This is a genomic window from Microbacterium sp. 16-032, from assembly GCF_041079455.1.
In the GTDB taxonomy this organism is placed as follows: domain Bacteria; phylum Actinomycetota; class Actinomycetes; order Actinomycetales; family Microbacteriaceae; genus Microbacterium; species Microbacterium testaceum_A.
Window position 1 is genome coordinate 327,129 of the sequence record NZ_JBFYGQ010000005.1, and the last position, 22,667, is coordinate 349,795.

At 70.0% G+C, this 22,667-nt stretch carries 13 protein-coding genes; 3 read left to right on the forward strand and 10 right to left on the reverse strand.

All coding sequences use genetic code 11. The features are described from left to right. Positions 1-44: 44 nt before the first annotated feature. The 5 genes from AB6V31_RS12895 to AB6V31_RS12915 form a co-directional block, all read right to left on the reverse strand. Entirely contained in the window at positions 45-5,996 is a 5,952-nt protein-coding gene (locus tag AB6V31_RS12895; protein WP_369366062.1) for an Ig-like domain-containing protein, read from the reverse strand. Then, a complete protein-coding gene (locus tag AB6V31_RS12900) occupies positions 5,993-7,129 on the reverse strand; it encodes a serine/threonine-protein kinase (RefSeq protein ID WP_369366064.1) in 1,137 nt (378 codons plus the stop codon). Before AB6V31_RS12900 ends, AB6V31_RS12895 begins: the two co-directional genes overlap by 4 nt. Positions 7,130-7,230: 101 nt before the next feature. Continuing rightward, positions 7,231-7,893 carry a hypothetical protein gene (locus tag AB6V31_RS12905; protein ID WP_056226214.1) on the reverse strand — a complete coding sequence of 221 codons (663 nt, stop codon included), beginning with the start codon at positions 7,891-7,893 and terminating at the stop codon, positions 7,231-7,233. A 68-nt stretch (positions 7,894-7,961) separates the two neighbouring features. Beyond that, on the reverse strand, positions 7,962-8,444 hold the full coding sequence (locus AB6V31_RS12910; RefSeq protein ID WP_295841943.1) for a hypothetical protein: 483 nt from the start codon (positions 8,442-8,444) through the stop codon (positions 7,962-7,964). Positions 8,445-8,454: 10 nt separating this feature from the next. After that, the gene (locus tag AB6V31_RS12915) at positions 8,455-9,546 is read right to left on the reverse strand and encodes an ABC transporter (protein WP_369366066.1); all 1,092 of its coding nucleotides are present in this window, start codon (positions 9,544-9,546) and stop codon (positions 8,455-8,457) included. A gap of 119 nt (positions 9,547-9,665) precedes the next feature. On the opposite strand from AB6V31_RS12915, the gene AB6V31_RS12920 reads away from it, so the two are divergent. Beyond that, positions 9,666-10,253 carry a hypothetical protein gene (locus AB6V31_RS12920; protein ID WP_369366067.1) on the forward strand — a complete coding sequence of 196 codons (588 nt, stop codon included), beginning with the start codon at positions 9,666-9,668 and terminating at the stop codon, positions 10,251-10,253. Between the two features lie 22 nt (positions 10,254-10,275). On the opposite strand, the gene AB6V31_RS12925 is transcribed toward AB6V31_RS12920, so the two are convergent. From AB6V31_RS12925 to pxpA, 5 genes are all read right to left on the reverse strand, one after another. Continuing rightward, entirely contained in the window at positions 10,276-10,875 is a 600-nt protein-coding gene (locus AB6V31_RS12925) for a hypothetical protein (RefSeq protein WP_369366069.1), read from the reverse strand. A gap of 182 nt (positions 10,876-11,057) precedes the next feature. Continuing rightward, the gene (gene rpoC, locus AB6V31_RS12930) at positions 11,058-14,933 is read right to left on the reverse strand and encodes a DNA-directed RNA polymerase subunit beta' (protein WP_369366071.1); all 3,876 of its coding nucleotides are present in this window, start codon (positions 14,931-14,933) and stop codon (positions 11,058-11,060) included. Between the two features lie 56 nt (positions 14,934-14,989). Then, the gene (locus AB6V31_RS12935; RefSeq protein WP_056226197.1) at positions 14,990-18,487 is read right to left on the reverse strand and encodes a DNA-directed RNA polymerase subunit beta; all 3,498 of its coding nucleotides are present in this window, start codon (positions 18,485-18,487) and stop codon (positions 14,990-14,992) included. 272 nt (positions 18,488-18,759) lie between these two features. Beyond that, the gene (locus AB6V31_RS12940) at positions 18,760-20,349 is read right to left on the reverse strand and encodes a 5-oxoprolinase/urea amidolyase family protein (protein WP_369366074.1); all 1,590 of its coding nucleotides are present in this window, start codon (positions 20,347-20,349) and stop codon (positions 18,760-18,762) included. A gap of 11 nt (positions 20,350-20,360) precedes the next feature. Then, the gene (gene pxpA, locus AB6V31_RS12945) at positions 20,361-21,113 is read right to left on the reverse strand and encodes a 5-oxoprolinase subunit PxpA (protein WP_369366076.1); all 753 of its coding nucleotides are present in this window, start codon (positions 21,111-21,113) and stop codon (positions 20,361-20,363) included. Positions 21,114-21,154: 41 nt separating this feature from the next. On the opposite strand from pxpA, the gene AB6V31_RS12950 reads away from it, so the two are divergent. Together AB6V31_RS12950 and AB6V31_RS12955 are read left to right on the forward strand one after the other, a co-directional pair. Beyond that, the gene (locus AB6V31_RS12950; RefSeq protein WP_369366078.1) at positions 21,155-22,021 is read left to right on the forward strand and encodes a spermidine synthase; all 867 of its coding nucleotides are present in this window, start codon (positions 21,155-21,157) and stop codon (positions 22,019-22,021) included. A gap of 94 nt (positions 22,022-22,115) precedes the next feature. Then, a complete protein-coding gene (locus AB6V31_RS12955; RefSeq protein WP_056228266.1) occupies positions 22,116-22,643 on the forward strand; it encodes a hypothetical protein in 528 nt (175 codons plus the stop codon). Positions 22,644-22,667 lie beyond the last annotated feature (24 nt).

A 22,667-nucleotide genomic window follows, 5' to 3' on the forward strand; every position in this document is an offset into this window, starting at 1 on the left:
AATCCTTCGGTGGGCGAGAGCGGGAATGGGGATGCCGGGAGGGCTCAGGACGAGGGCTTCGGGGCGGAGGCGCTGGGCTTGCATTCGCCGCCGAAGTCGGTGGACGCGGAATCGAGGTTCCAGCCCTGAGCGGACCAATCGACGGTGACGCGGATTTTGTCGACGCTCGCGGCTTCGGCGGGGACGGCCGTTGCGGCCGCACCCTCGGCACGCGGGAGCTGATTGCCGTTCTTGTCGAAGTAGCGGGCGTTGTCGTAGTTGAAGGTGACCTTGGCTTTGTCATTGCTCGAGGAGCCGTTCGCGGAGAGGGTCTTGCCGCCCTCGCAGCTCGCCACCTTCCATGACGCCTGGACCTGGTACGGGGCGCTCCCACTCGCAGGTGTCACGGCGCCGTACTGCGACTGGGTACCCCACATCTGGTGCTGGAAGTACACCTGGATCTCCGGGTCGCGGTCGAAGATCGTGTTACCCGGACCCCAGTTGACGAATCTCTTGTCGTTGAAGCGCGGCGGCGGATCGCCATCGTTGATGCGGTCGATGTACCACCGTGCTTCATTGCCCTTGATCGTCTCTTTCGCTCCGACCCGGAAGGTGTACCCCTTCGGCGCCGCCTTGCTCTGCTCGGCGTTCACTTGCTGGTCCAGGCTCACCGAGCCGTACGACCGGCCGTTGAACCACGACTCCGCGCACATCGTGAACGTGTACGTCTCGCCGTCGCCGAGTGCGGTGAATCTCTGGGTGTCACCACCGCTGCGGGGGATGCAGGGCAGCCCCTTCTGCACGATGTTGTAGCGCACCTCGGAATCCGTGCCGTTCTGCTGCGCGGTCGCGCGGGCGTCGACGGTCGAGGTGCCGTTCCCGTTCGAGGTCGAGGTCAGCGTGAGGGTCGGATTGGTCGGTGCCCCGACGCCGTGCGCGATAGCGCTCAGCTGATTGCCCGCCGAGGCGCCACCGAGACCCGGAGGCACGGTGAAGCGCGAGATCGGGGTGACGGTGACCTGCGTCGACGAGTTGGAACCCACGCGGAAGCGGGCGACCTGCACGACCTCCTGGTTGCGGCCGACGCTCACTTGGATCTTGTCGCCCGCGGCGCTCGCGATCTCGAGGGTCCCCGTCTCGGCGCTGTCGACGCCCTTGATGACGAGGTCGGCGAGGTTTCCCTCTCCCCCGGTCTGCGTCGGCGTGAAGTCCATGCCCTGCGGTGCGTTCGGCGGGCGGTACGCCCACCCGGTCGTGCGCACGGCCGTCTTGGACTCGCCGACGCTGTTCACCGCGGTCACGACGTACTCGCGCTGTTCGCCGTTGGGAGCAGCGATCGGCGGACAGGTGCCGTCCGCGCCGCACTGGCCGACGACCGCGCCGTTGGACCGCACGGTGAAGCCCGAGATCGCGGGGTAGGCGCGTCGCGCCTCGCCCGGGTCCACGCGGAGGGTGAGGGAGCCGTCGGCGTAAGCGGTCTGTCGCACGCTCCCCGGCGGGCGCGGGAATCCGAGCAGGTCGAGCACCACGCGGGCGTCGCGCGTCGACGCCGTCGTGCGCCCCTGCGCGTCGCGGAGCGTGACGCTCGCGCTGCAGGTGGCGCCGGGGGCGTCATCGCTCCACGAGGCGACGATGCCCGAGGCCGAGGCGACGCCGAAGCTCACGCCGGCGCAGGCAGCCGTCGGGCGCACGTCGACGACCTCGAGGGGCGTGCGCGGCAGCGGGTTGACTTCGCCGCTCGTTCCGACGACACCGATGGTGCAGCTCGAGCCCGAGGCCTGCGAGCACTGCTGCGAGGTGGTGCCTCCCTGCGGAAGGGTCGAGGGAGCAGCACCCACGCGCAGCACCAGGCGCGCCGGGGCGACCGCGTTGTGGCTCGTCACCGAGATGATCGCGGCGTTCTCGGTGCCGGGAACGGAGCGGTCGTTGCCCGTGACGGTCACGATCGACCCGTCGAGCGACACGCCGAAGGCGGATCCGCCGTAGTCCAGGGCGTAGCGGATGCCGTCCCAGTCCTCGCGACCCAGCTGCCAGCTCGTCATGTTGCGCAGATCGAAGGTGGCCGTCTCACCGGGCCCGACGGTCAGGGCTCCGGGCTTGAGCTCGGGCTGAGGGTCGCGCGCGACGATGCCGATGGGCACCGACACCACCGTCCATTCCTCGGTGCCCGCGATGCGCACCGGCACCTGGCAGGCATCGGTATACGGGGAGCCGGCGCCGGCGTCGTAGCGGACGACCGTCCCCGTAACGGAGCACCGTCCTTCGGCGCGCACCCCGGTCGCCGAGACATCGGTGCCGACCTCGAGCGTCGCCCGGCGTGGGAGCGCGACGAGCCCTGCCATGTCGAACTCGACCGAGGCGAGCTCGTCGACGCGCTGAGCGGCGCCCGGGCGCAGGGAGAGACTCAGGTCGTCGTCACCGGGGACGCGCAGGAACGCGTAGGTGGTCACGTCGGAGTCGCCGACGCGGCCGGTGATGGCGAACGGGATCACGCGTCGCGTCGCGGGCAGGGTGCCCGAGATCTGGCGACCGTTCAACGTGACGTCTGCGGGCGTGCCCCACAGCGAGACGTCGAGGTCGCTGACGTCACCGCCGGACCACGTGGCCTTGCCCGCGATCACATCGACGCCGGAGGTAAAATCGTCGCGGTTCTCGACCGTCAGCACGGTGTCGGTGACGACGGGATAGTCCGGCACGTTCTCGCGCACGACCTTGACCACGATGAGACCGCGGCCGGTGTTTCCCGAGTCGGAGGCGACGTCGTAGAGGAACGACATCGTTCCCGGCTGTTCGCCCGCCTCGATGACGACGCCGGTGTCGGACACCGCGTCGATGTATCCCTTAAGGCGGGCGTACTCAGGGTTGTCGCTCTCGTCGACGAGCTTCTCGGGCAGGTCGGGACGGACGCCGGTGAGCGTGAGCCGCCCCTGGGTGGGGTCGATGTCGTTGGCCAGGGGGCTCACGCGGATCGTGCGGTCTGCGCCGGCCTGCACCTGCACGTAGTCGGTGAAGGTGATGGGACTCGGGTTGGCCTGCGCGTCGAGCACGCCGATGCGGACGGTTCCCTCACCCGTCGCTCCCGAGGAGTCCGAGACGCGGTACCGGAAGGACACCTGACCACGGTCACCGGGGACCGAGGAGTACAGGATGCTGGACCCGTCCGGCGAGATCGAGGCGGTGCCGCGGTTGGGCTGCGCGACGATCCGGTCGAGCGTGACGGCGTCACCGTCGGGGTCGACACCGAAACCCTTGAAGTCGATCGAGGCGGTGCCGCCGCTGAGGACGCGGCCCTCGAGGGTGTCGGGCAGGGGAGCGCGGTTCGCCTCTCCGCCCAGGACCGTGACGTGCACGGTCGCTTCGTCCCAGAGAGCCGGAGTACCGGTCGTGTAAACGCGGTACGTCACCTCGTACGAACCCGGCGTCGTCGGGGCGAGGTAGCGCAGCACTCCCCCGGAGGTGAAGGCGAGGGCATCGCTGGCCGGCTGGGTCTGCACGCTCGAGGGGTCGAGCGTCGGGCGTCCGCCCGCCGGTGAGATGTCGTTGTCGAGGACGGGGATGTCGATCTGCGCGCCCACGCGCACCGTGACGTTGTCATCGACCGCGATCGGAGCGATCTCGGGGGCCGGCGGGAGCAGATAGACCGTCGCCTCACCCGTCACCCGCGAGCCCTCGTCGTCCGTTCCGTCGCTGACGGTGTACGCGACGGTGCCGAGCAGCCCCGCCGAGCCGTCGGCGGTGCTGCCCGAGACGCGCAGGTCGTTCTGGCCCACGGTGTCGACGGTGAGCGAGGCGCCCTCCTGGGCCGTCCCGGCCACGTCGCTGAGCAGGAGCACGCGACCGGTGGGATTCGACACCGCGCTGAAGACGTCGAGCGTGGCGTCCTCCTGAGGTCGGACGAACGCGACGACCGGGGAGGTCGCCAGCTGCGCCGGCGCGTCAGCGGGGAGCAGGGTGATGCGCGCGGTCCCCGTCGCGTCGCGACCCCCGCCGTTGACGGTGAAGTCGACGCGGTAGACGCCGGGCTGGTTCGCCGAGAAGTCGAACGTGGTGCTGCCGCCGACCACCGTCGCGGTGGCGGTGGCGTCGTCGAGGACCCGGACCGAGGTGAGGCTGACATTGCCGGCGGTCCCGGTCACGTGGGGGCCCACATCGACCGCGACCGACGACCCGACCGTGTCGATCTTCGCAAAGGACTGGACGGCCAACGTGGGATCGGGAGCCACGCGGATGACGAGGGGCTTGGTCGTCACGGCCCCCTCGGTGTCGGCCACGGTGACGTCGAGCTGGATGTTCTGCTCTCCGCCCGAGCCGTCGTCGGCGTGCTGGTAGACCACGTCTCCCGCGGGGGTCGCGGCGACCGTGCCCACGCCGCCGGGGTTGTGCACCGAGAGCAGCAGCAGCGGGTCGCCGTCGGGGTCCACCCAGCCGGGCAGGACGGGGACCGTGATGGTGCCGCCGCGAGCGACCTCGGGGGTCGGCCAGGGCTGCAGGCACTTGTCGACGCCGCACCACACGGGTGCCGCGTTCGACGAGGGCGCCGAGACCGAGAGGGTCACCGAGGCGGGGGCGGAGTTCAAGCCGTCGGCGGCGGTACCGTCGGTGACCGCGTACGAGAAGGTGGCGCTGCCGGTCGCGCCCGGCGCCACGCGCACGGCGAGACGCTGACCGGCGTCGGTCACCGTGAGGGTTCCGAAGCCCGGATCGAGTCCCGTGACGCTCTCGGCGATAATGCTGAGGACGTCCTCGTTGGGGTCGTGGTCGTTCAAGAGCACGGGGAGCGTCGTGAGACGACCGGGCCGCACGCCGAACGAATCGGGTTCGGCGATCGGCGGCTTCGGGTCGAGGACGACGCTCAGCTTCTCGTCGCTCTGCACGGCGGTCTGCTCGGTGCGGTCGTCGAGCGACCAGTTCTGGCTGGACGCGACGAGAGCCCCGTCGGGCACGGTCCAGACCCACCCCGTGCGCGTCTCGTTCAGGATGACGGCGTGGTCGGTCGCGACGAAGACCGGCCGCCGCTGGTCGGGCATGGTCGCTCCGCCGTAGTCGAGGTCGGTCTCGCCCTGGTCGGAGCGCCACAGCGTGCCGCGTGCATCCCCCGGCAGGAGCCAGGCGGCGTACGCGACGCCCTGGTGCGACAAGGGGCGGGCCGGCTGGCCGAGGACATTGCCGCCGCCGCCGACCTCGCGCCGGGGCTCGGAACCGTCTGCCGGGATGCTCCACAGCGACTGGTCGTCGGCCACGTACACCGCCCGTGCGTCGGCGTCGGCATCGGCGACCACGAGCTGATCGGCCGCGTCGATGGTGACGGGGTCCGCGCCGCGCACCCATACTCGCCCGGCGTCCGCGTCGACGAGCACCCAGGTGTCCCCGGCCGCCGAGAGGACGGGAGCCGCGAGCTCGGCCTCGAGCGCGTCGCGGCCGCGCAGCTCGTCGGCGTCGATGTCGTACCGGATGACCGAGCCGTCGGCGGACGAGTAGGCGAAGAGCATGCCGCGGGCGTCGAGGGCGATGGCATCCGCGGTGTAGGACGGCGCGTTCTCGTCCTGCGATGTGTCAAAGGGGTCGAGCTCGGTGGGCTTCTGCCCCGCCTGGCTCAGGCGGCTCGCGAAGAGCGTTCCGGTGTCGGTGCGATACACCGCGTAGTCGCCCGCCGTGACCACCGATGTCGTACCGGGCGGGGTGTCGGGGGCGGCCTCGAGCTGATCGTCGGACAGGTCGACGGGCTGAGCCTCGTTGATCCGGGTGAGCTTGCTGAAGCTGTCGGTGAAGAGGTAGGCACCGTCACCGCTCTGCACCACCTGGCTGGGGTTGCCCGCCGTGCGCACGGTGTCGAGTTCGCCGACGGTGGTGTTCACGCGCGCGTAGCGCTGGCCGTCACCGGTCTGCAGCGCCCACACCGATGTGTCGACCTCGGGGGTCTGCTGGGCGTCGAGACCGGGCCACACGATGCTCGCCGTGATGACGAGGGCGGCGGCGGCGAGGGTCGAGGCCAACCCCGCGATCGTCGAGCGCTTCACCGGAGGGCTCCCGTGGCGAACAAGGCGGCGACGACGACGGCCCCCGCGGTCACGAGCGTCGCCGAGGCGAGGATCCACGGCAGCGCCTTGGAGCCGGTCGAGGCCGGCGCGGCGATGTCGGTGTCTTCGTCGCGGACATAGCCCGCCATGCCGGAGGTGCCGCGGAGCTTGCGCCCACCCTCGCGCTCGATGCGCGACCGCGCCGGGCCGCGCAACGTCCCGTCGGCGAAATCGACCGCCCGAGCGGCGGGCGCCCACTCGGCGGCGGGGACCTCGAGCGGCGTCGAGGGCAGGCCGCTCTCGACCTGGACGGCCTGGATCGCCTCGCCGAACTCACGCGCGCTGGCGTACCGGTCGGCGGGGTTGCGGGACATCGACTTCGCGAGCACCGCCTGCAGCGAGGCGGGGACGTCGCTGCGGGTGATGTCGGTGTAGGTCGCGCGAGCGATGCGGCGTCGCAACTGCTCGCGGGAGTTCTGCCCCTTCTCGCGTCGTTCGAAGGGGCTCTGCCCCGCCAGCAGAGAGTAGATCGTGGCGCCGAGGCTCCACACCTCGCTCGACACGGTTCCGGCGGTCTGCTCGGCGACGACCTCGGGAGCGCTCCACGGCACCGACATCGCCAGCATCTCGTCCGCCCCCTGGCGCACGAGGGACGAGGAGATACCGAAGTCGGCGAGGACGGGGGCTCCGAACGTCGTCACGAGGATGTTGCTCGGCTTCACGTCGCGGTGGATGAGTCCCGCGTGGTGCGCCGATTCGAGGGCCCCCGACATGCGGACGCCGATCGAGAGGACCTCGGGCACGGGCATGCGCTCGACGCGGTAACGCTGAGCGAGCGAGCCCGGGCAGAACTCCATGACGATGTACGGCCGGCCGTCGGCCGAGATCCCCGCCTGGTAGACGGTGACGATCGAGGGGTGGGCCGAGAGATGGGCGAGGACGTCGGCCTCGGCATTGAACATGCGCAGCAGATCGGTGTCGCGCACATCGCTCGGAAGCACCTTGACCGCGACATCGCGGCGCGGCATGTCCTGTCCGTAGAGGAAGACGTCGGCGAATCCTCCGGACCCCAGCGGTCGGATGTACGCGAGCCCGGGCAAGATGGGCGGCGACGACGGCAGGCGCTGCGGCATCGAGCCCCCTCCCCCTGAGACGCGTCCGCGACTCGATAAGCGGACAACCCGTTGATGCTAACAAAAGCGCGGCCTCCCGCCGTGCCCTTGTGAACAGAGCTTCAGGATGCCGGAGGCTCCACGTCGCGCGGATCGAACGGCGCATCGAGCGAGCGGGTCAGGTCGTCCAGCAACGCGGCGATCTGCGGCTCGACGAATTCCGCCACCGCCGCCTGGATCCGGAGGCGGTGATGGAGGAGGATCGTGCACACTTCGCGGCCGATCATGTTGGCGTAATCGTCGGCGAGGCCCACCTCTTGTCGCAGCGCCGCCTTCGCGGCATCCGACAGCGGGGGAAGAGCGGGGATGGCCGCGTCCTCTTCGGCCGCGAGGCCCGACAGGGTGAAGAGGAAGGGCGATCCGGGCTCGGGGTCGGGGTCGAGCGGCATCCCGTCGAACTCGGGTTCGAGTCCCTCGGCCGGACGGTAGGAGCGTCGTCGGTTGCGTTCGGCCTGCTGGTCGAGCTCGGCCTGCAGCATCGGGAGGTTGCGGGACGTGTACTCGGCAACCGCATGATCGACGATCGCCTTCACCCGCGTCGACAGGCCATGCTGCACCCCGTGCGGAACATCGGACCCGAGGCCCGCGGCCGACAGGACCGGCGAGCCGAAGCACCGACGGCACGGAGCGACACGTCCGCGGTGGTTCGCGGGCTCCCACCGGGGCAGCCAACGGAGCCAGGCGTCCACCGCCTGACCGACCTGGCTCTCGAGTGACCGCTCCACGCCCCTACGCTAGCCCGACACGCCCGGGAACACGCGGATGCGGGCGGACCCGCGCGTCACGGGTCGCTTCACGGGCCCTCGTCCTCGTCTTCCCAGCGCCAGCGCGGGCCCGTCGTGCGGGCCCGCACCAGCAGGATGCCGAAGAGTCCCGCGAGCACAGCCGCGCCGGCCACCACCGGACCGGGGAATCCCAGCGCGACGCTTTGCGCCGCGGCGACGCCGCGAACCGGATCGGCCCCGCTGACGAGAGCGCCGAGCACGACCCCGAGTACTTCGCCCAGATAGGCCGCGATGGCGCACGGGACGGCGGTCAACCAGCCGGGCGGATCGGCCCGAAGGCCCCACCACAGCGTCGCCGCGAATCCCGCGAGGGCCAGCACCTGACCGATGACGCCGGGGATCGCGCCGAGACCGCGGACGGGGATGACATCGGCATCGACGACGAGGCTCGTCACCCCGAGGCCGCCGATCGAGAGGGCGATGAAGACGACGGACGCGAAGACGACAGCGACCGGCGGGGAAACCCCCGCCGGTCGCTGTTCGTTGGTCATCGACTCCGGCTCAGCGCTGCGAGAGCTGCGGACCGGCCTCGAGGGTGCGCTCGTACTCGCGCTGGGCTTCGGTGTTGATCTCGGTCACGCGGCGACCGCGTGCCGACACCCACGAGCCGAACCAGATGGTGAGTTCGCGGCCGAGGACGAAGGCGACGATCGCGAGCGGGGCGAGGACGTTGTTCTGGAGCAGTTCGACCGACTGGCGGGGGGAGATCTCCCAGAACGGCGCGGCGAAGAGGGCGCCGAGCAGGTGCCCGGCCCAGGCCACGACACCGACGACGAGACCCCAGACCACCCAGTGACCCCAGCGCCCACGGTTGATCAGGGCGCCGAGGAACCAGAACCCGAAGTAGAACGCCACGGTGGGCACCCACAGGTCCCACGTGGCCAGCGCCGAGAGGGCCGCCTGACCGAGGTCGGCGGTGGCGGTGCGGCCGGTCAACAGCCCCAGGCCGAGAGTCGCGGCGAGATACAGCACCGCGAAGACCAGAGCGGCGAGAAGGCCGATGGCACCGGCCGCACCCCGGTTGTTGCGGGGACGAGGGGCTTCGGGCGCCTGCACGAAGATCGGCTGCGCCCCGCCCACCGTGCGGGTGGGCTCTTCGGCGACGGGAGCGGCGGCGGCCGCGGCGGCGGCACCGGCGGCGGGGTACGCCGTCGTGCTCGCGTCGTCGTAGCGCGACGTCGCGGTCGTGTCGTCGTGACGGACGTCGTCGCGGCGGACGTCGTCGCGCGCCGGCTCCGCGGAGGCGGCGTACGCGGCCCAGCGGGCGTCTTCGTCCTCGAGGTCGACCGACCCGGAGGACGCCGTGGACCCCTGCGGGGCGACCGGCGACGCGTCGTGCACGACGGGCGCCGCGTGCTCGCTGCGGGCCGTCGTCGGAGCGGAGGCGGCGTGCTCGTGCGCCTCGCGCTCGTCCCACGCGGCTTTGGCCGTCGCGGGGTCGACCGCGTCGCGGCGGGCGGCCTCGGCATCGGCGAGACCCTCGTGGGCTCGGCCGACGACATCCTGCGCTTCGTCCTTCGGCTCGACGACGGGGTCGCCGTACGAAGCCTTCGGTTCAGCGACGGGGTCGCTGCCCGACGTGTTGTCGCTCATGGGGTCTCCTCACGCGGTGCTTGCCGCGCAAGGCTAACCCGGGTATCCCGCGGCGCCGTGCAGGCGTGCCGTGGGATGTCCTTCTCGACCGTGTCGGTGGGGCGGCTTAGGGTGTTCCCATGTCCCGTCGCCCGCTCCGTCCGGCCGTCGCGGCGGCTCTCGCCGGCGCCACCCTCCTCGCGCTGAGCGCGTGCGCCCCCGCCGCAGACGACGCCGCGCCCACCCCCGCGGCACCGGTCGTGTCGTCCAGCCCGACCCCCATCCCGACGATCACCCAGACGGCACCGGCCGTCCGCATCCCGGCCGACTGCCGCTCGATGCTCTCGGCCGACGTCCTGGCTCAGCTCGGCCAGACTCCGTTGAACGACCCCGCGCTCGGGCCCTCGGGCGTGCAGTCCGACGGCTCGCTGATCTGCATCTGGCGCGACCCGGCGGCGGACACCACAGGCCTCGTCACGCACATCTCGCGCATGGACCGCGGCCCCGCGCTCGACATGCTGAACGGTCTCGTCGACACCCAGGGCTTCAGCTGCTACACCCCCGACGCGGGGACGCGCTGCGAGAAGACCTGGATCAACCCGAGCTACCCCGTCAACGACGGTCGGACGCTCTACTGGCGCGACGGCGTGTTGATCGACACGCAGTACTCGAACCTCGCCCCCACGGGATACACCGGCAGCATCATCGCCTCCGTCTTCGGCGGCTGACCCCGCGAGGGGGCTCCCCCCGTCACTCGCCGAAGAAGGCGTGGGATGCCACGATCGCGGCGTACCCGTCGGGCATCCACCCGGAGAGCGTCGACGACACCCACCGGTCGGCACGCAGATCGTGGACCTCGAGGAGCTCGCCCGAGGCGCGTTCGCAGTGGGTGGCGTCGGCCGCGACCGAGCACGTGAAACCCTGTGCGGCGAGCGTGGTCGAGACCGCTGCGGCCCCCTCGGGCGTCACCGTCGACACGGTCGTCTCGATCGAACGCCCGGCTTCGCCCCGCCAGTGGCAGGTGATCACGACCGTCGGAGCGGCGGCGGCGACCGCCTCGGGCGTCGACGCCGGCGCGGTACGCCGCTGGGAGAGCAACGCCTGCGGAGACCACACGAGGGAGGACCACAGCGGTTGCGAGTACAGGTGTCGGCAGTCCGAAGCCGGCGCGGGAGGGGTGGTCTCGACCGCCGCGTGCCGCCCCGTGGCGGCCCTCAGCGTGTCGCCCACGAATCCCACGGCCATCGGCACGCCGGGGGTGGCGATGACCACCAGAGCGGCGACGGCGGCCGCGCACAGCAGACCCGCCGGCCATGCCAGCCACAAGCTGCGTCCCCCGATGCGGGCCATGCGTTCCTCCACCACAACGGTAGGCGCACCGAGGTGCCTCCCCCGCGCCTCGACACGCCGCGAGCACGACGAAGGCCCCCGGCGTGAGCCGGGGGCCTTCGGGGATCAGGACGCCGCGCAGGGGCGTGGCATCCCTCCCGTCGAGTTCGGGAGGACGGGCGACCCGCCCTCCCGAGCCTCGATCAGTTGTACGTGCCGGGCGTGAAGTCGTCCGTCGAGAAGCTGTCGAAGTCGACGTAGCTCAGGTCGGCGTCGCTGTACGCGCCGTCCGAAGCGAAGATGCGGTTGGGGTACCGCTCGCTCTTCGCCTCTTCCGTCGCCTCGACCGTGACGTTGCGGTACTTCGCAAGTCCGGTTCCGGCGGGGATGAGCTTTCCGATGATGACGTTCTCCTTGAGGCCGACGAGCGGGTCGCTCTTGCCCTCCATGGCCGCCTGCGTCAGGACGCGGGTGGTCTCCTGGAACGATGCCGCCGACAGCCACGACTCGGTCGCGAGCGACGCCTTCGTGATACCCATCAGCTCGGGACGACCCGACGCGGGACGCTTGCCCTCGCCGACCGCCTCGCGGTTGATGGTCTGGTAGCGCTTGAAGTCCACCAGCTCACCGGGCAGCAGATCGGTGTCGGCGTGATCGACGACGGTGACCTTGCGGAGCATCTGTCGGACGATGACCTCGATGTGCTTGTCGTGGATCGGCACACCCTGCGAGCGGTACACGCCCTGGACGCCGTTGACGAGGTACTTCTGCACCTCGCGGGCACCCTGCACGCGCATGACCTCCTTGGGGTCGAGCGTTCCGACCTGGAGGGGCTCGCCGACCGAGACGTGCTGGCCGTCCTCGACCAGGAGCGTCGCGCGCTTCAGGACGGGGTAGACCACCGGCTCGTCGCCGTTGTCGGGCGTCAGGATGACCTTCTTGGCCTTGTCGGTCTCGTCGATCGTGATGCGGCCGTCGGCCTCGGCGATCGGCGACGCACCCTTGGGGGTACGGGCCTCGAAGAGCTCCTGCACACGCGGAAGACCCTGCGTGATGTCGTCCGCCGAGGCGGAACCACCGGTGTGGAAGGTACGCATCGTCAGCTGGGTACCGGGCTCACCGATCGACTGGGCCGCGATGATGCCGACGGCCTCGCCGATGTCGACGATCTTGCCGGTGGCGAGCGAACGGCCGTAGCACTTCGCGCAGACACCGACCGCCGAGTCGCAGGTCAGGACGGAGCGGACCTTGATGGTCTCGACACCACCCGCAACCAGCTTGTCGATGAGCACGTCGCCCACGTCGTCGCCGGCCTCGGCCAGCACGGTGCCCTGCGCGTCGACGACCGCCGTGGCGAGCGTACGAGCGAACACCGAGTTCTCGACGTTGGCGTCCTTGACCAGCGAACCGGTCGAGTCGGCCGCGGCGATCGGGAGCTCGAGGCCCTTCGACGTGCCGCAGTCCTCCTCGCGGATGATGACATCCTGCGAGACGTCGACCAGACGACGCGTGAGGTACCCCGAGTCGGCCGTACGGAGGGCCGTGTCGGCCAGACCCTTACGGGCACCGTGCGTCGCGATGAAGTACTCGGCGACCGACAGACCCTCGCGGTACGAGGAGATGATCGGACGCGGGATGATCTCACCCTTGGGGTTGTTCACCAGGCCTCGCATACCCGCGATGTTGCGGATCTGCAGCCAGTTACCACGGGCGCCCGACGAAACCATGCGGTTGATGGTGTTGTCGGCGGGGAAGTTGTCCCGCATCGCCTTCTGGACCTCGTCGGTGGCCTCGGTCCAGATCTTGATGAGCTCCTGACGACGCTCGGCGTCGGTGGTGAGACCCTTCTCGTACTGGCCCTGGACCTTCGCGGCCTGCTTCTCGTAGCCGGCGACGATCTCGGCCTTGTTCGGCGGGGTGAGGATGTCGCTCAGCGCCACCGTGACACCCGAACGGGTGGCCCAGTAGAAGCCGGCGTCCTTGATCCGGTCGAGCGATGCTGCGACCTCGACCTTCGGGTACTCCTCGGCCAACTTGTTGACGATCTGCGACAGTTTGCCCTTGTCGGCCTGCTCGCGGACGAACGGGTAGCCCTTCGGGAGGGTGTCGTTGAAGATCGCCTGACCGAGCGAGGCGTCGACGAGGCCGTGCTTGTCGTAGCCCTCGGGCGCCTGGCCCTCGAGGAACGTCAGGCCGGGGATGCGGATGCGCGCCTTGGCCTGCAGGTCGAGGGTGCCCTCGTCCTTCGCCAGGATGGCTTCGCCGACCGAACCGAACGCGCGTCCTTCGCCCGCCGCACCTTCCTTGAGGGTGGTGAGGTGGTGGAGGCCGATGATCATGTCCTGCGAGGGCAGGGTGACCGGGCGGCCGTCCGAGGGCTTCAGGATGTTGTTCGAGGCGAGCATCAGCACGCGGGCCTCGGCCTGCGCCTCGACCGACAGCGGAAGGTGCACGGCCATCTGGTCACCGTCGAAGTCGGCGTTGAACGCCGCGCACACGAGCGGGTGCAGCTGGATGGCCTTGCCCTCGACGAGCTGGGGCTCGAACGCCTGGATGCCGAGACGGTGCAGGGTGGGTGCACGGTTCAGCAGCACGGGACGCTCGCGGATGATCTCCTCGAGCACGTCCCAGACCTCGGGACGGAAACGCTCGACCGCACGCTTGGCGGCCTTGATGTTCTGGGAGTGGCCCAGGTCGATCAGGCGCTTGATCACGAACGGCTTGAACAGCTCGAGGGCCATCTGCTTGGGCAGACCGCACTGGTGGAGCTTGAGCTGGGGTCCGACGATGATGACCGAACGACCCGAGTAGTCGACGCGCTTTCCGAGCAGGTTCTGGCGGAAGCGACCCTGCTTTCCCTTGAGCATGTCGCTCAGGGACTTCAGGGCGCGGTTGCCGGTACCGGTGACGGGGCGACCACGGCGACCGTTGTCGAACAGTGCGTCGACGGCCTCCTGCAGCATGCGCTTCTCGTTGTTGACGATGATCTCGGGGGCACCGAGGTCGATCAGGCGACGGAGGCGGTTGTTGCGGTTGATCACGCGACGGTAGAGGTCGTTCAGGTCGGAGGTCGCGAAGCGGCCACCGTCGAGCTGGACCATGGGACGAAGCTCCGGCGGGATCACCGGGACGACATCCAGCACCATCGAGGCCGGGCTCATGCCGGTCTGCAGGAACGAGTTGACGACCTTGAGGCGCTTGATCGCGCGGATCTTGCGCTGGCCCTTGCCCTCAGAGATCTGCAGGTGGAGGCTGTCGGCCTCGGCCTGCAGGTCGAAGGCCTCGAGGCGACGCTTGATCGACTCCGCGCCCATGTGGGCCTCGAAGTACTGACCGAAGCGGTCCTGCAGCTCGTGGAACACGTCGTCCTCGGGCTTCAGGGCGCCCACCTCGAGCGTGCGGAAGTCCTCCCACACGCGCTCGAGCTTGGCGATCTGCTCGTCGGCGTTCTTGCGGGCCGCCGTCATGTCCTTCTCGGCGGCGTCCTTGACCTTCTTCTTCTGGTCGGCCTTGGCGCCCTCCGCCTCGAGGGCGGCGAGCTCCTCCTCGAGCTTGGCGAGGCGGGCCGCGACGCGGGCGTCGCGACGGTCGCCGAGCGTCTTCAGCTCGAGGCGGATGTTGTTCTCCTGCGTGGCCAGGTCGCGGTGACGAGCATCCTCGTCGACCGAGATCACCATGTAGGCGGCGAAGTAGATGACCTTCTCGAGGTCCTTCGGCGCCATGTCGAGCAGGTAGCCGAGGCGCGAGGGCACGCCCTTGAAGTACCAGATGTGCGTGACGGGCGCGGCGAGCTCGATGTGGCCCATGCGCTCGCGACGGACCGAGGACTTGGTGACCTCGACGCCGCAGCGCTCGCAGACGATGCCCTTGAAGCGCACGCGCTTGTACTTGCCGCAGGCGCACTCCCAGTCGCGGGAGGGTCCGAAGATCTGCTCGCCGAAGAGTCCGTCCTTCTCGGGCTTCAGCGTGCGGTAGTTGATCGTCTCGGGCTTCTTGACCTCACCGAAGGACCAACGACGGATGTCGTCGGCGGTGGCCAGACCGATACGGATCTGATCGAAAGTGGTTGATTCGAGCACTGGTTCTCCTGTGTCGGAATTCTCTGAAATCTGAGCTGGGTCGCTGAGCTGGAAGCTCAGATCTCGTCGATCGACGAGGACTCGAAGCGGCTGGAGATGTTGATGCCGAGTTCTTCCGCAGCGCGGAAGGCGTCGTCATCCGTGTCGCGCAGGTTCACCGCGGTGCCGTCGGCCGAGAGGACCTCGACGTTCAGGCAGAGCGACTGCATCTCCTTCATGAGCACCTTGAAGGACTCGGGGATGCCGGGCTCCTGGATGTTCTCGCCCTTGACGATGGCCTCGTACACCTTGACGCGGCCGAGGATGTCGTCGGACTTGATCGTGAGGAGCTCCTGCAGCGCGTAAGCGGCACCGTAGGCCTCGAGCGCCCACACTTCCATCTCACCAAAGCGCTGACCACCGAACTGCGCCTTACCACCGAGCGGCTGCTGGGTGATCATCGAGTACGGGCCCGTCGAACGCGCGTGGATCTTGTCGTCGACGAGGTGGTGCAGCTTCAGGATGTACATGTAGCCGACCGAGATGGGCGCCGGGAACGGCTCGCCGGAGCGACCGTCGAACAGCAGCGTCTTACCCGTGGAGTCGACCATGCGGTCGCCGTCACGGTTGGGGATCGTCGAGTCGAGCAGACCCGCGATCTCGGCCTCGAAGGCGCCGTCGAACACCGGGGTCGCGACCTTCGTGCCGGGGGCGGCCTCGCGAGCCGACTCGGGCAGCTGGGCGGCCCACTCGGGGGTACCCTCGACCTTCCAACCCTGCTGGGCGATCCAGCCGAGGTGGAGCTCGAGGACCTGACCGAAGTTCATTCGACCGGGGATACCGAGCGGGTTGAGGATGATGTCGACCGGCGTGCCGTCGGGCAGGAAGGGCATGTCCTCGATCGGGAGGATCTTGGCGATGACGCCCTTGTTGCCATGGCGACCGGCGAGCTTGTCGCCCTCGGTGATCTTGCGCTTCTGGGCGATGTAGACCACGACGCGGCGGTTGACGCCCGAGCCGAGCTCGTCGTCTCCGTCTTCGGCGTTGAACTCCTTGACGGCGATGATCGTGCCCTGCTCGCCGTGGGGCACCTTCAGCGAGGTGTCACGGACTTCGCGGCTCTTCTCGTTGAAGATCGCGCGGAGCAGACGCTCCTCGGCGCTCAGCTCGGTCTCGCCCTTGGGCGTGACCTTGCCGACGAGGATGTCACCGGGGCGGACCTCGGCGCCGATGCGGATGATGCCGCGGTCGTCGAGGTCCTTCAGCAGGTCGGGGCTGACGTTGGGGAGGTCACGGGTGATCTCCTCCTTGCCGAGCTTGGTGTCGCGCGCATCGACCTCGTACTCCTCGATGTGGATCGACGACAGCGTGTCGTCCTTCACGAGGTCCTGGCTGAGGATGATCGCGTCCTCGAAGTTGTGACCTTCCCAGGTCATGAACGCCACGAGGAGGTTCTTGCCGAGCGCGAGCTCGCCGTTCTCGGTCGCGGGACCGTCGGCGATGACCTCGCCGGCCTCGATGCGCTCGCCGGCCGAGACGACCACGCGCTGGTTGTAGGACGTGCCCTGGTTGGAGCGGTCGAACTTGCGCAGGAAGTAGTCCTGCGTGCCGCCCTCGTCGAGCTGGATGGTCACGACGTCGGCCGAGACCTCCAGGACGACGCCCGACTTCTCGGCCGTCACGACGTCACCGGCGTCGATGGCCGCGAAGCCCTCCATACCGGTACCGACGACGGGCGACTCGCTGCGCACGAGCGGCACGGCCTGGCGCTGCATGTTCGCGCCCATGAGGGCGCGGTTGGCGTCGTCGTGCTCGAGGAACGGGATGAGCGAGGTCGCCACCGACACCATCTGGCGCGGCGAGACGTCCATGTAGCCGATCTCGTCGTTCGGGAAGAGGTCGACCTCGCCACCCTGGCCACGACGGGCGAGGATGCGATCCTCGACGAAGTGTCCGTCGGCCTGGAGGGCGACACCGGCCTGAGCGACGATGTGGTCGCTCTCTTCGCTGGCGGTGAGGTAGTCGATCTGGTCGGTCACCCGGCCGTCGACGACGCGACGGTACGGGGTCTCGATGAAACCGAAGGCGTTGATGCGGGCGAACGAGGCCAGCGAGCCGATCAGACCGATGTTCGGGCCTTCAGGGGTCTCGATGGGGCACATGCGGCCGTAGTGCGAGGGGTGGACGTCGCGGACCTCGACGCCGGCACGCTCACGCGAGAGACCGCCGGGGCCCAGAGCCGACAGGCGGCGCTTGTGGGTCAGACCCGCGAGCGGGTTGTTCTGGTCCATGAACTGCGACAGCTGCGAGGTTCCGAAGAACTCCTTGATCGCGGCGACGACGGGGCGCACGTTGATCAGGGTCTGCGGCGTGATCGCCTCGATGTCCTGCGTGGTCATGCGCTCGCGGACGACACGCTCCATGCGCGACAGACCGGTGCGGACCTGGTTCTGGATGAGCTCGCCGACGGCGCGGATACGACGGTTGCCGAAGTTGTCGATGTCGTCGGTGTCGAGGCGGATCTCGGCGGCCTGGCCACCGCGGACGCCGTCGAACGTGACGTCACCGCGGTGCAGGCGGACGAGGTACTTGATCGTGGCGACGATGTCGTCGACGGTCAGGACCGAGTCGCTCAGCGGCTTGTCGAGACCGAGCTTCTGGTTGATCTTGTAGCGACCCACCTTCGCGAGGTCGTAGCGCTTCGAGTTGAAGTAGAAGTTGTCCAGCAGCGCGCGCGCAGCCTCGGCGGCGACCTGCTCGCCCGGACGGAGCTTGCGGTAGATGTCGCGGAGGGCGTCTTCCTTCGTGAGGATCGTGTCCTTGGACAGCGTCTCTTCGATGGAGTCAAAACCGGAGAACTCGGCGAGGATGTCCTCGCTGGTCAGGCCGAGGGCCTTGAGGAAGACGGTGACCGACTGCTTGCGCTTGCGGTCGATGCGCACGCCGACCTGGTCGCGCTTGTCGATCTCGAACTCGAGCCAGGCACCACGCGAGGGGATGACGCGCGCCGACACGATGTCCTTGTCGGAGGTCTTGTCGGGCGTCTTGTCGAAGTAGACACCGGGCGAACGCACGAGCTGCGACACGACGACACGCTCGGTGCCGTTGATGATGAACGTGCCCTTGTTGGTCTGGAGCGGGAAGTCGCCCATGAAGACCGTCTGGGTCTTGATCTCACCGGTCTGGTGGTTCATGAACTCGGCTTCGACGTACAGCGGGGCGGCGTAGGTCTTGCCGCGCTCCTTGCACTCCTCGATCGAGTACTTCTCCGGCTCGAGGTAGGGGTTCGTGAACGAGAGCTGCATGGTCTCGCTCAGGTCCTCGATCGGCGAGATCTCCTCGAAGATCTCCTCGAGTCCGCTGATCTCGGGGACGTCGGTGCGACCGGCGGCCTGAGCCTCGGCGACGCGCGCCTTCCATGCTTCGTTACCGACGAGCCAGTCGAACGACTCGGTCTGCAGCGCGAGCAGATCGGGAACGGTCAGCTTGTCGGAGATCTTCGCGAACGAGAGGCGAGATGCGCCGCGTCCGCTCTTCGGGGTGGTGGTGGTGGATGCGTTGCTCGCAGCAGCCAAGGGAATAACCTCCAGAAGCCCGGGCGAGGGGCTCGTGATTCCTTGTCGTCAGGTGGAGTGCGTTCCTGCCCCGATAACCTGCACGTCGCACACCGCGGTGAAGCGGGGACGGGCAGGCTCAGCCGACCACCATATGAGGGCAGGGGGAATCGAGGAGCGCAAAGTCCAAGCATACGCGGGAGGACTCGCCGTGTCCAGTCCAATTCTTGACGCGTTCTCGGACCTGCGGTATAACCGCGTGCGCTCGCCCGGCATTCCTCGCTCCCGCCCCGTCAGGCCCGGCGAAACCGCACCCGATCACCCGGCCGCACCTGTGCGAAAGCGTCGAGGGCGGCATCCGGGATCACCCCGATCACGGGGTAGCCCCCGGTCACGGGACCGTCGGCGAGCAGGATCACCGGGCGCCCGTGCGGAGGAACCTGCACCGCTCCCGGACGCATGCCCTCGCTGGGGAGTTCGTCGCGACGGGTGCGCTCGAGGACCGGACCATCGAGACGGATGCCGATGCGGTCGATGTCGGTCGACACGGTCCAGGACGCGTTGGTCAGCGCATCGACGGAGGCGGGGGTGAACCAGTCCGCCCGCGGCCCCGGCCGGAGCCCCACCTCGAGCACGGCTGAGGGAATCGACCAGGGGAACCCGTCCACCGCGGGCACCTCCGCGGTCGCGAATCCCGCGTGCACGAGGTCGCCGGCACGGAGGGGTGGAGGGCCGAGTCGCGCGAGAACGTCGGTGGAGCGCGAGCCGAGCACGGACTCGGCGGCCACTCCCCCGCGGACGGCGAGGATCACCCGCAGGCCCGCGCGGGCGGGGTCGATCGTCAGCTCTGCGCCCCTCGCGAGCCGCACCGGCGCGTAGGCGGGGACGCCGCGCCCGTCGACGCGCACGTCGGCGAGAGCACCGGTCACCGCGACCCAGCAGTCGTGTTCGGCTCGCGCCGAGAACCCGCCGAGAGTGATCTCGAGAGCCGCCGCGCTCTCGTCGTTTCCGACCAGACGGTTCGCGATGCGCAGGGCGCCGCGATCCAGGGCGCCCGAGCGGGCCACCCCCAGCGCCGCTCGACCGGGTCGACCGAGGTCCTGCACCGTGATCAGCGGACCGGGGGCGAGGATGCGGAGCGCCGGGCCGGGCGCCGCCCCGGCGGTCGAGGAACGCGCCCCACCGGGCGAGGAACCGGCGGAGGACGGCGGGGCCGCGGCATCCGGTCGTCCGCTCGTCGGAGTCGTGTTGTCGGGCTCCCGCGGCCCGACGACGTGCGCGCGCTCGCGGAGCGGGACGAACCGCACGCGGCTGCCAGGCGCCAAGAGGACGGGATCGACGACCTCGGGGTCGAAGAGGACCGCATCCGTCGACCCGATGAGCCGCCAGCCGCCCGGGGTGTCACGGGGGTAGGCCCCGCTGAACGCCCCCGCGAGACCCACGGCTCCGGCGGGGACGCGAAGGCGGGGTCGGTCGAGTCGAGGGACGTCGAACGGCCAGTCCGCATTCACGAGATAGGCGAACCCCGGCGCGAAGCCGGTGAAGGCCACCATCCACTCCGCGGCGCCGTGGCGCGCGATGAGTTCGTCCGCTCGGATGCCGAGCAGCTCGGCCGTGTCGTCCAGGTCGGCGCCGTCGTACCGCGTCGCGATCTCGACGAGGGGGCCGGGTGGGGCGGCATCCGGATCCCCGGTCGCGGCCGCCCGGACCCACGCGGCGACCGCGGACGCCGAGGTGCGGAGCGGATCGAAGGCGATGAGCACGGTGCGCGCGGCGGGCACGAGATCGTCGACGCCGTCGAGCGGATCAGCGGCGAGCTCGGCGTGCAACCGCACGACCGCGGACAGATCGGCAACCTCGGCCATCACGGCCCTCTCGCCCATCGCCCGCAGCGTCACCACGGAGCGCGCACCTCGACACCCGCGTCGTCCAGGGCCGCGCGCACGGCCCGCGCCATCGCCACGGCGGCGGGAGTGTCCCCGTGCAGGCACAGCGAGGCGGCCTCGACGGCGAGCCGCGTCCCGTCGACGGCCTCGACCTCTCGGTCGCGTACGAGGAGCACCGCCCGCTCGGCCACGAGGGCCGGGTCGTCGACGAGCGCGCCGGGAGACCCTCGGGGCACGAGCGTCGCCGTCGCCGTGTACCCCCGGTCGAGGAAGGCCTCGGGCACGAAGGGGAGACCCGCGGATGCCGCGGCCTCGGCGATCGCGCCGGGAAGGCCGAGGATCGGGAGCGCGCGTCCGATCCGCGCGGAGTGGTCGGCCACCGCCGCGACGACCGCGTCGGCCTGCCGTCGGTCGACGGTGACCGCGTGATAAAGCGCCCCGTGCGGCTTGACGTACCGCAGGTCGGCACCGGCCGCGGCGAGCGCGGCGATCTGCCCGATCACACTCGCGCGGAGATCGGCGGAGCCGGGCGAGCGGGCCACGCGACCGAAGTTCTCGCGGTCCTCGTACGAGGGGTGTGCGCCGACGGCGACCCCGAAACGCCCCGCCCTCTCGACGGAGGCGCGCATCGCGCCGGCATCCCCCGCGTGCCCGCCGCAGGCGATGCTGGCGCTGGAGATCACCGCGAACATGGCGTCGTCGTCGGCCGTCGGCACTCCGTCGACGGTCTCGCCCAGGTCGGCGTTGAGATCCACCCGCATGCGGCCACGGTACCGCCGCCCCGAGGGCCTAGCGTGGGTTCATGGCCCGCATGCGCATCGAACCCGACGACGCCCCGACCGCGCGGCTGTCCGACGGCGCCCTCGCCCGCGTCTCGCCCTCGGGGTTCGTGTCGGGATGGGAGCTCGTCGTCGACGGGACACCCCAGTCGCACGTCGACCTCGACGACCCCACGCACCTGCACTTCGAGTACGTGGCGCGCATGGGCGCCGTGATCGATCGACTCCGGATGCCGGGACAGCCCCTCACCGCGGTCCACCTCGGCGCGGGCGCCCTCACGCTGCCGCGCTACGTGGAGGCGACCCGACCGGGCTCGCGCCAGCAGGTCATCGAGCTCGAGCCGGCGCTGTGGGACCTCGTGCGCGAGAACCTCCCCCTCCCCCGCGGCGCGTCGATTCGCGTGCGCATCGGCGACGCGCGTGCCGGGCTGTCGAGACTGCCGGCGGGGCTCTCGGGTGCCGTCGACCTCCTCATCAGCGACGTGTACTCCGGCGCGCAGACCCCCGCCCACCTCACCACCGTGGAGTTCTACCGCGAGGCGGCGGCCCTGCTCGCGCCCGAGGGGGTGCTCCTGGTGAACGTGTCCGACGGACCCGGACTGGCCTTCGCCCGCCGCCAGGTCGCCACGATCCGCGAGGTCCTGCCCGAGGTCATCGTCCTCGCCGAGGTGCAGGTGCTCAAGGGACGCCGATTCGGCAACCTCGTCGTCGCCGCCTCCGCAGCGCCCCTGCCGGTCGAGTGGCTCCCGCGACTGATGGCGGCCGGCCCCCACCCCGCCAAGGTCTCTCAGGGTGCGGAGATCGAGGAGTTCATACGCGGGTCGCGACCGGCCACGGACGCCGATGCGACCGCGTCTCCGAAGCCCTCGGCATCCCTGTTCGAGAGATGATCCCGGCGTCTTCGCCGCCCGACCGCGTGGCGAGGCACCCCTCGACGCCCGTGCGGCGCACACTGGAAGTCCTGCCGGAACGAGAGGAGCGATGGTGAGCTACATCCACGGGTACGACCCCGACACTTTGCGCGAGGTCACCGACTCCCGTGAGTGCGCGGAACGTCTCGAGGAGATCGGTTCCCAGCGCAGCCTCCACGCCCTCCTCGAGCGGGTGTGGCTCCTCAAGGTGCTCGACCGATTCGACGAGGCGCTCGCGATCTCGGAGCAGTCGGTCCGGGTCGCCCGCATGGCCGGCACCCGTCGCGATCTGCTGCGCGCGCGCATCCTCCACGCGACGATCATGCAGTGCCGCGGGGCCTACGCCGCCGCCGAGCAGGAACTCACCATGTGCGCCGAAGAGGCCGAGGGGCAGGGTTGGGCGAGCATCGCCGCCTTCGCCCTCCAGCACCGCGGAAAGGTGCACTACGACGAGGGCGACTTCGACGCCGCCCGCCGCGACTTCAAGCAGGCGCTGTTCCTGCGGCAGAACGCCGGCGCTACCGACGCGCAGCTCGAATCGACCCTGCTCGCGATCGACGCCGCGGAGCGTCGCCGCACGCGCGAGGTCGTCGCGAGCTGAGTGTCGTAGGTCCCTTCTAGGCTT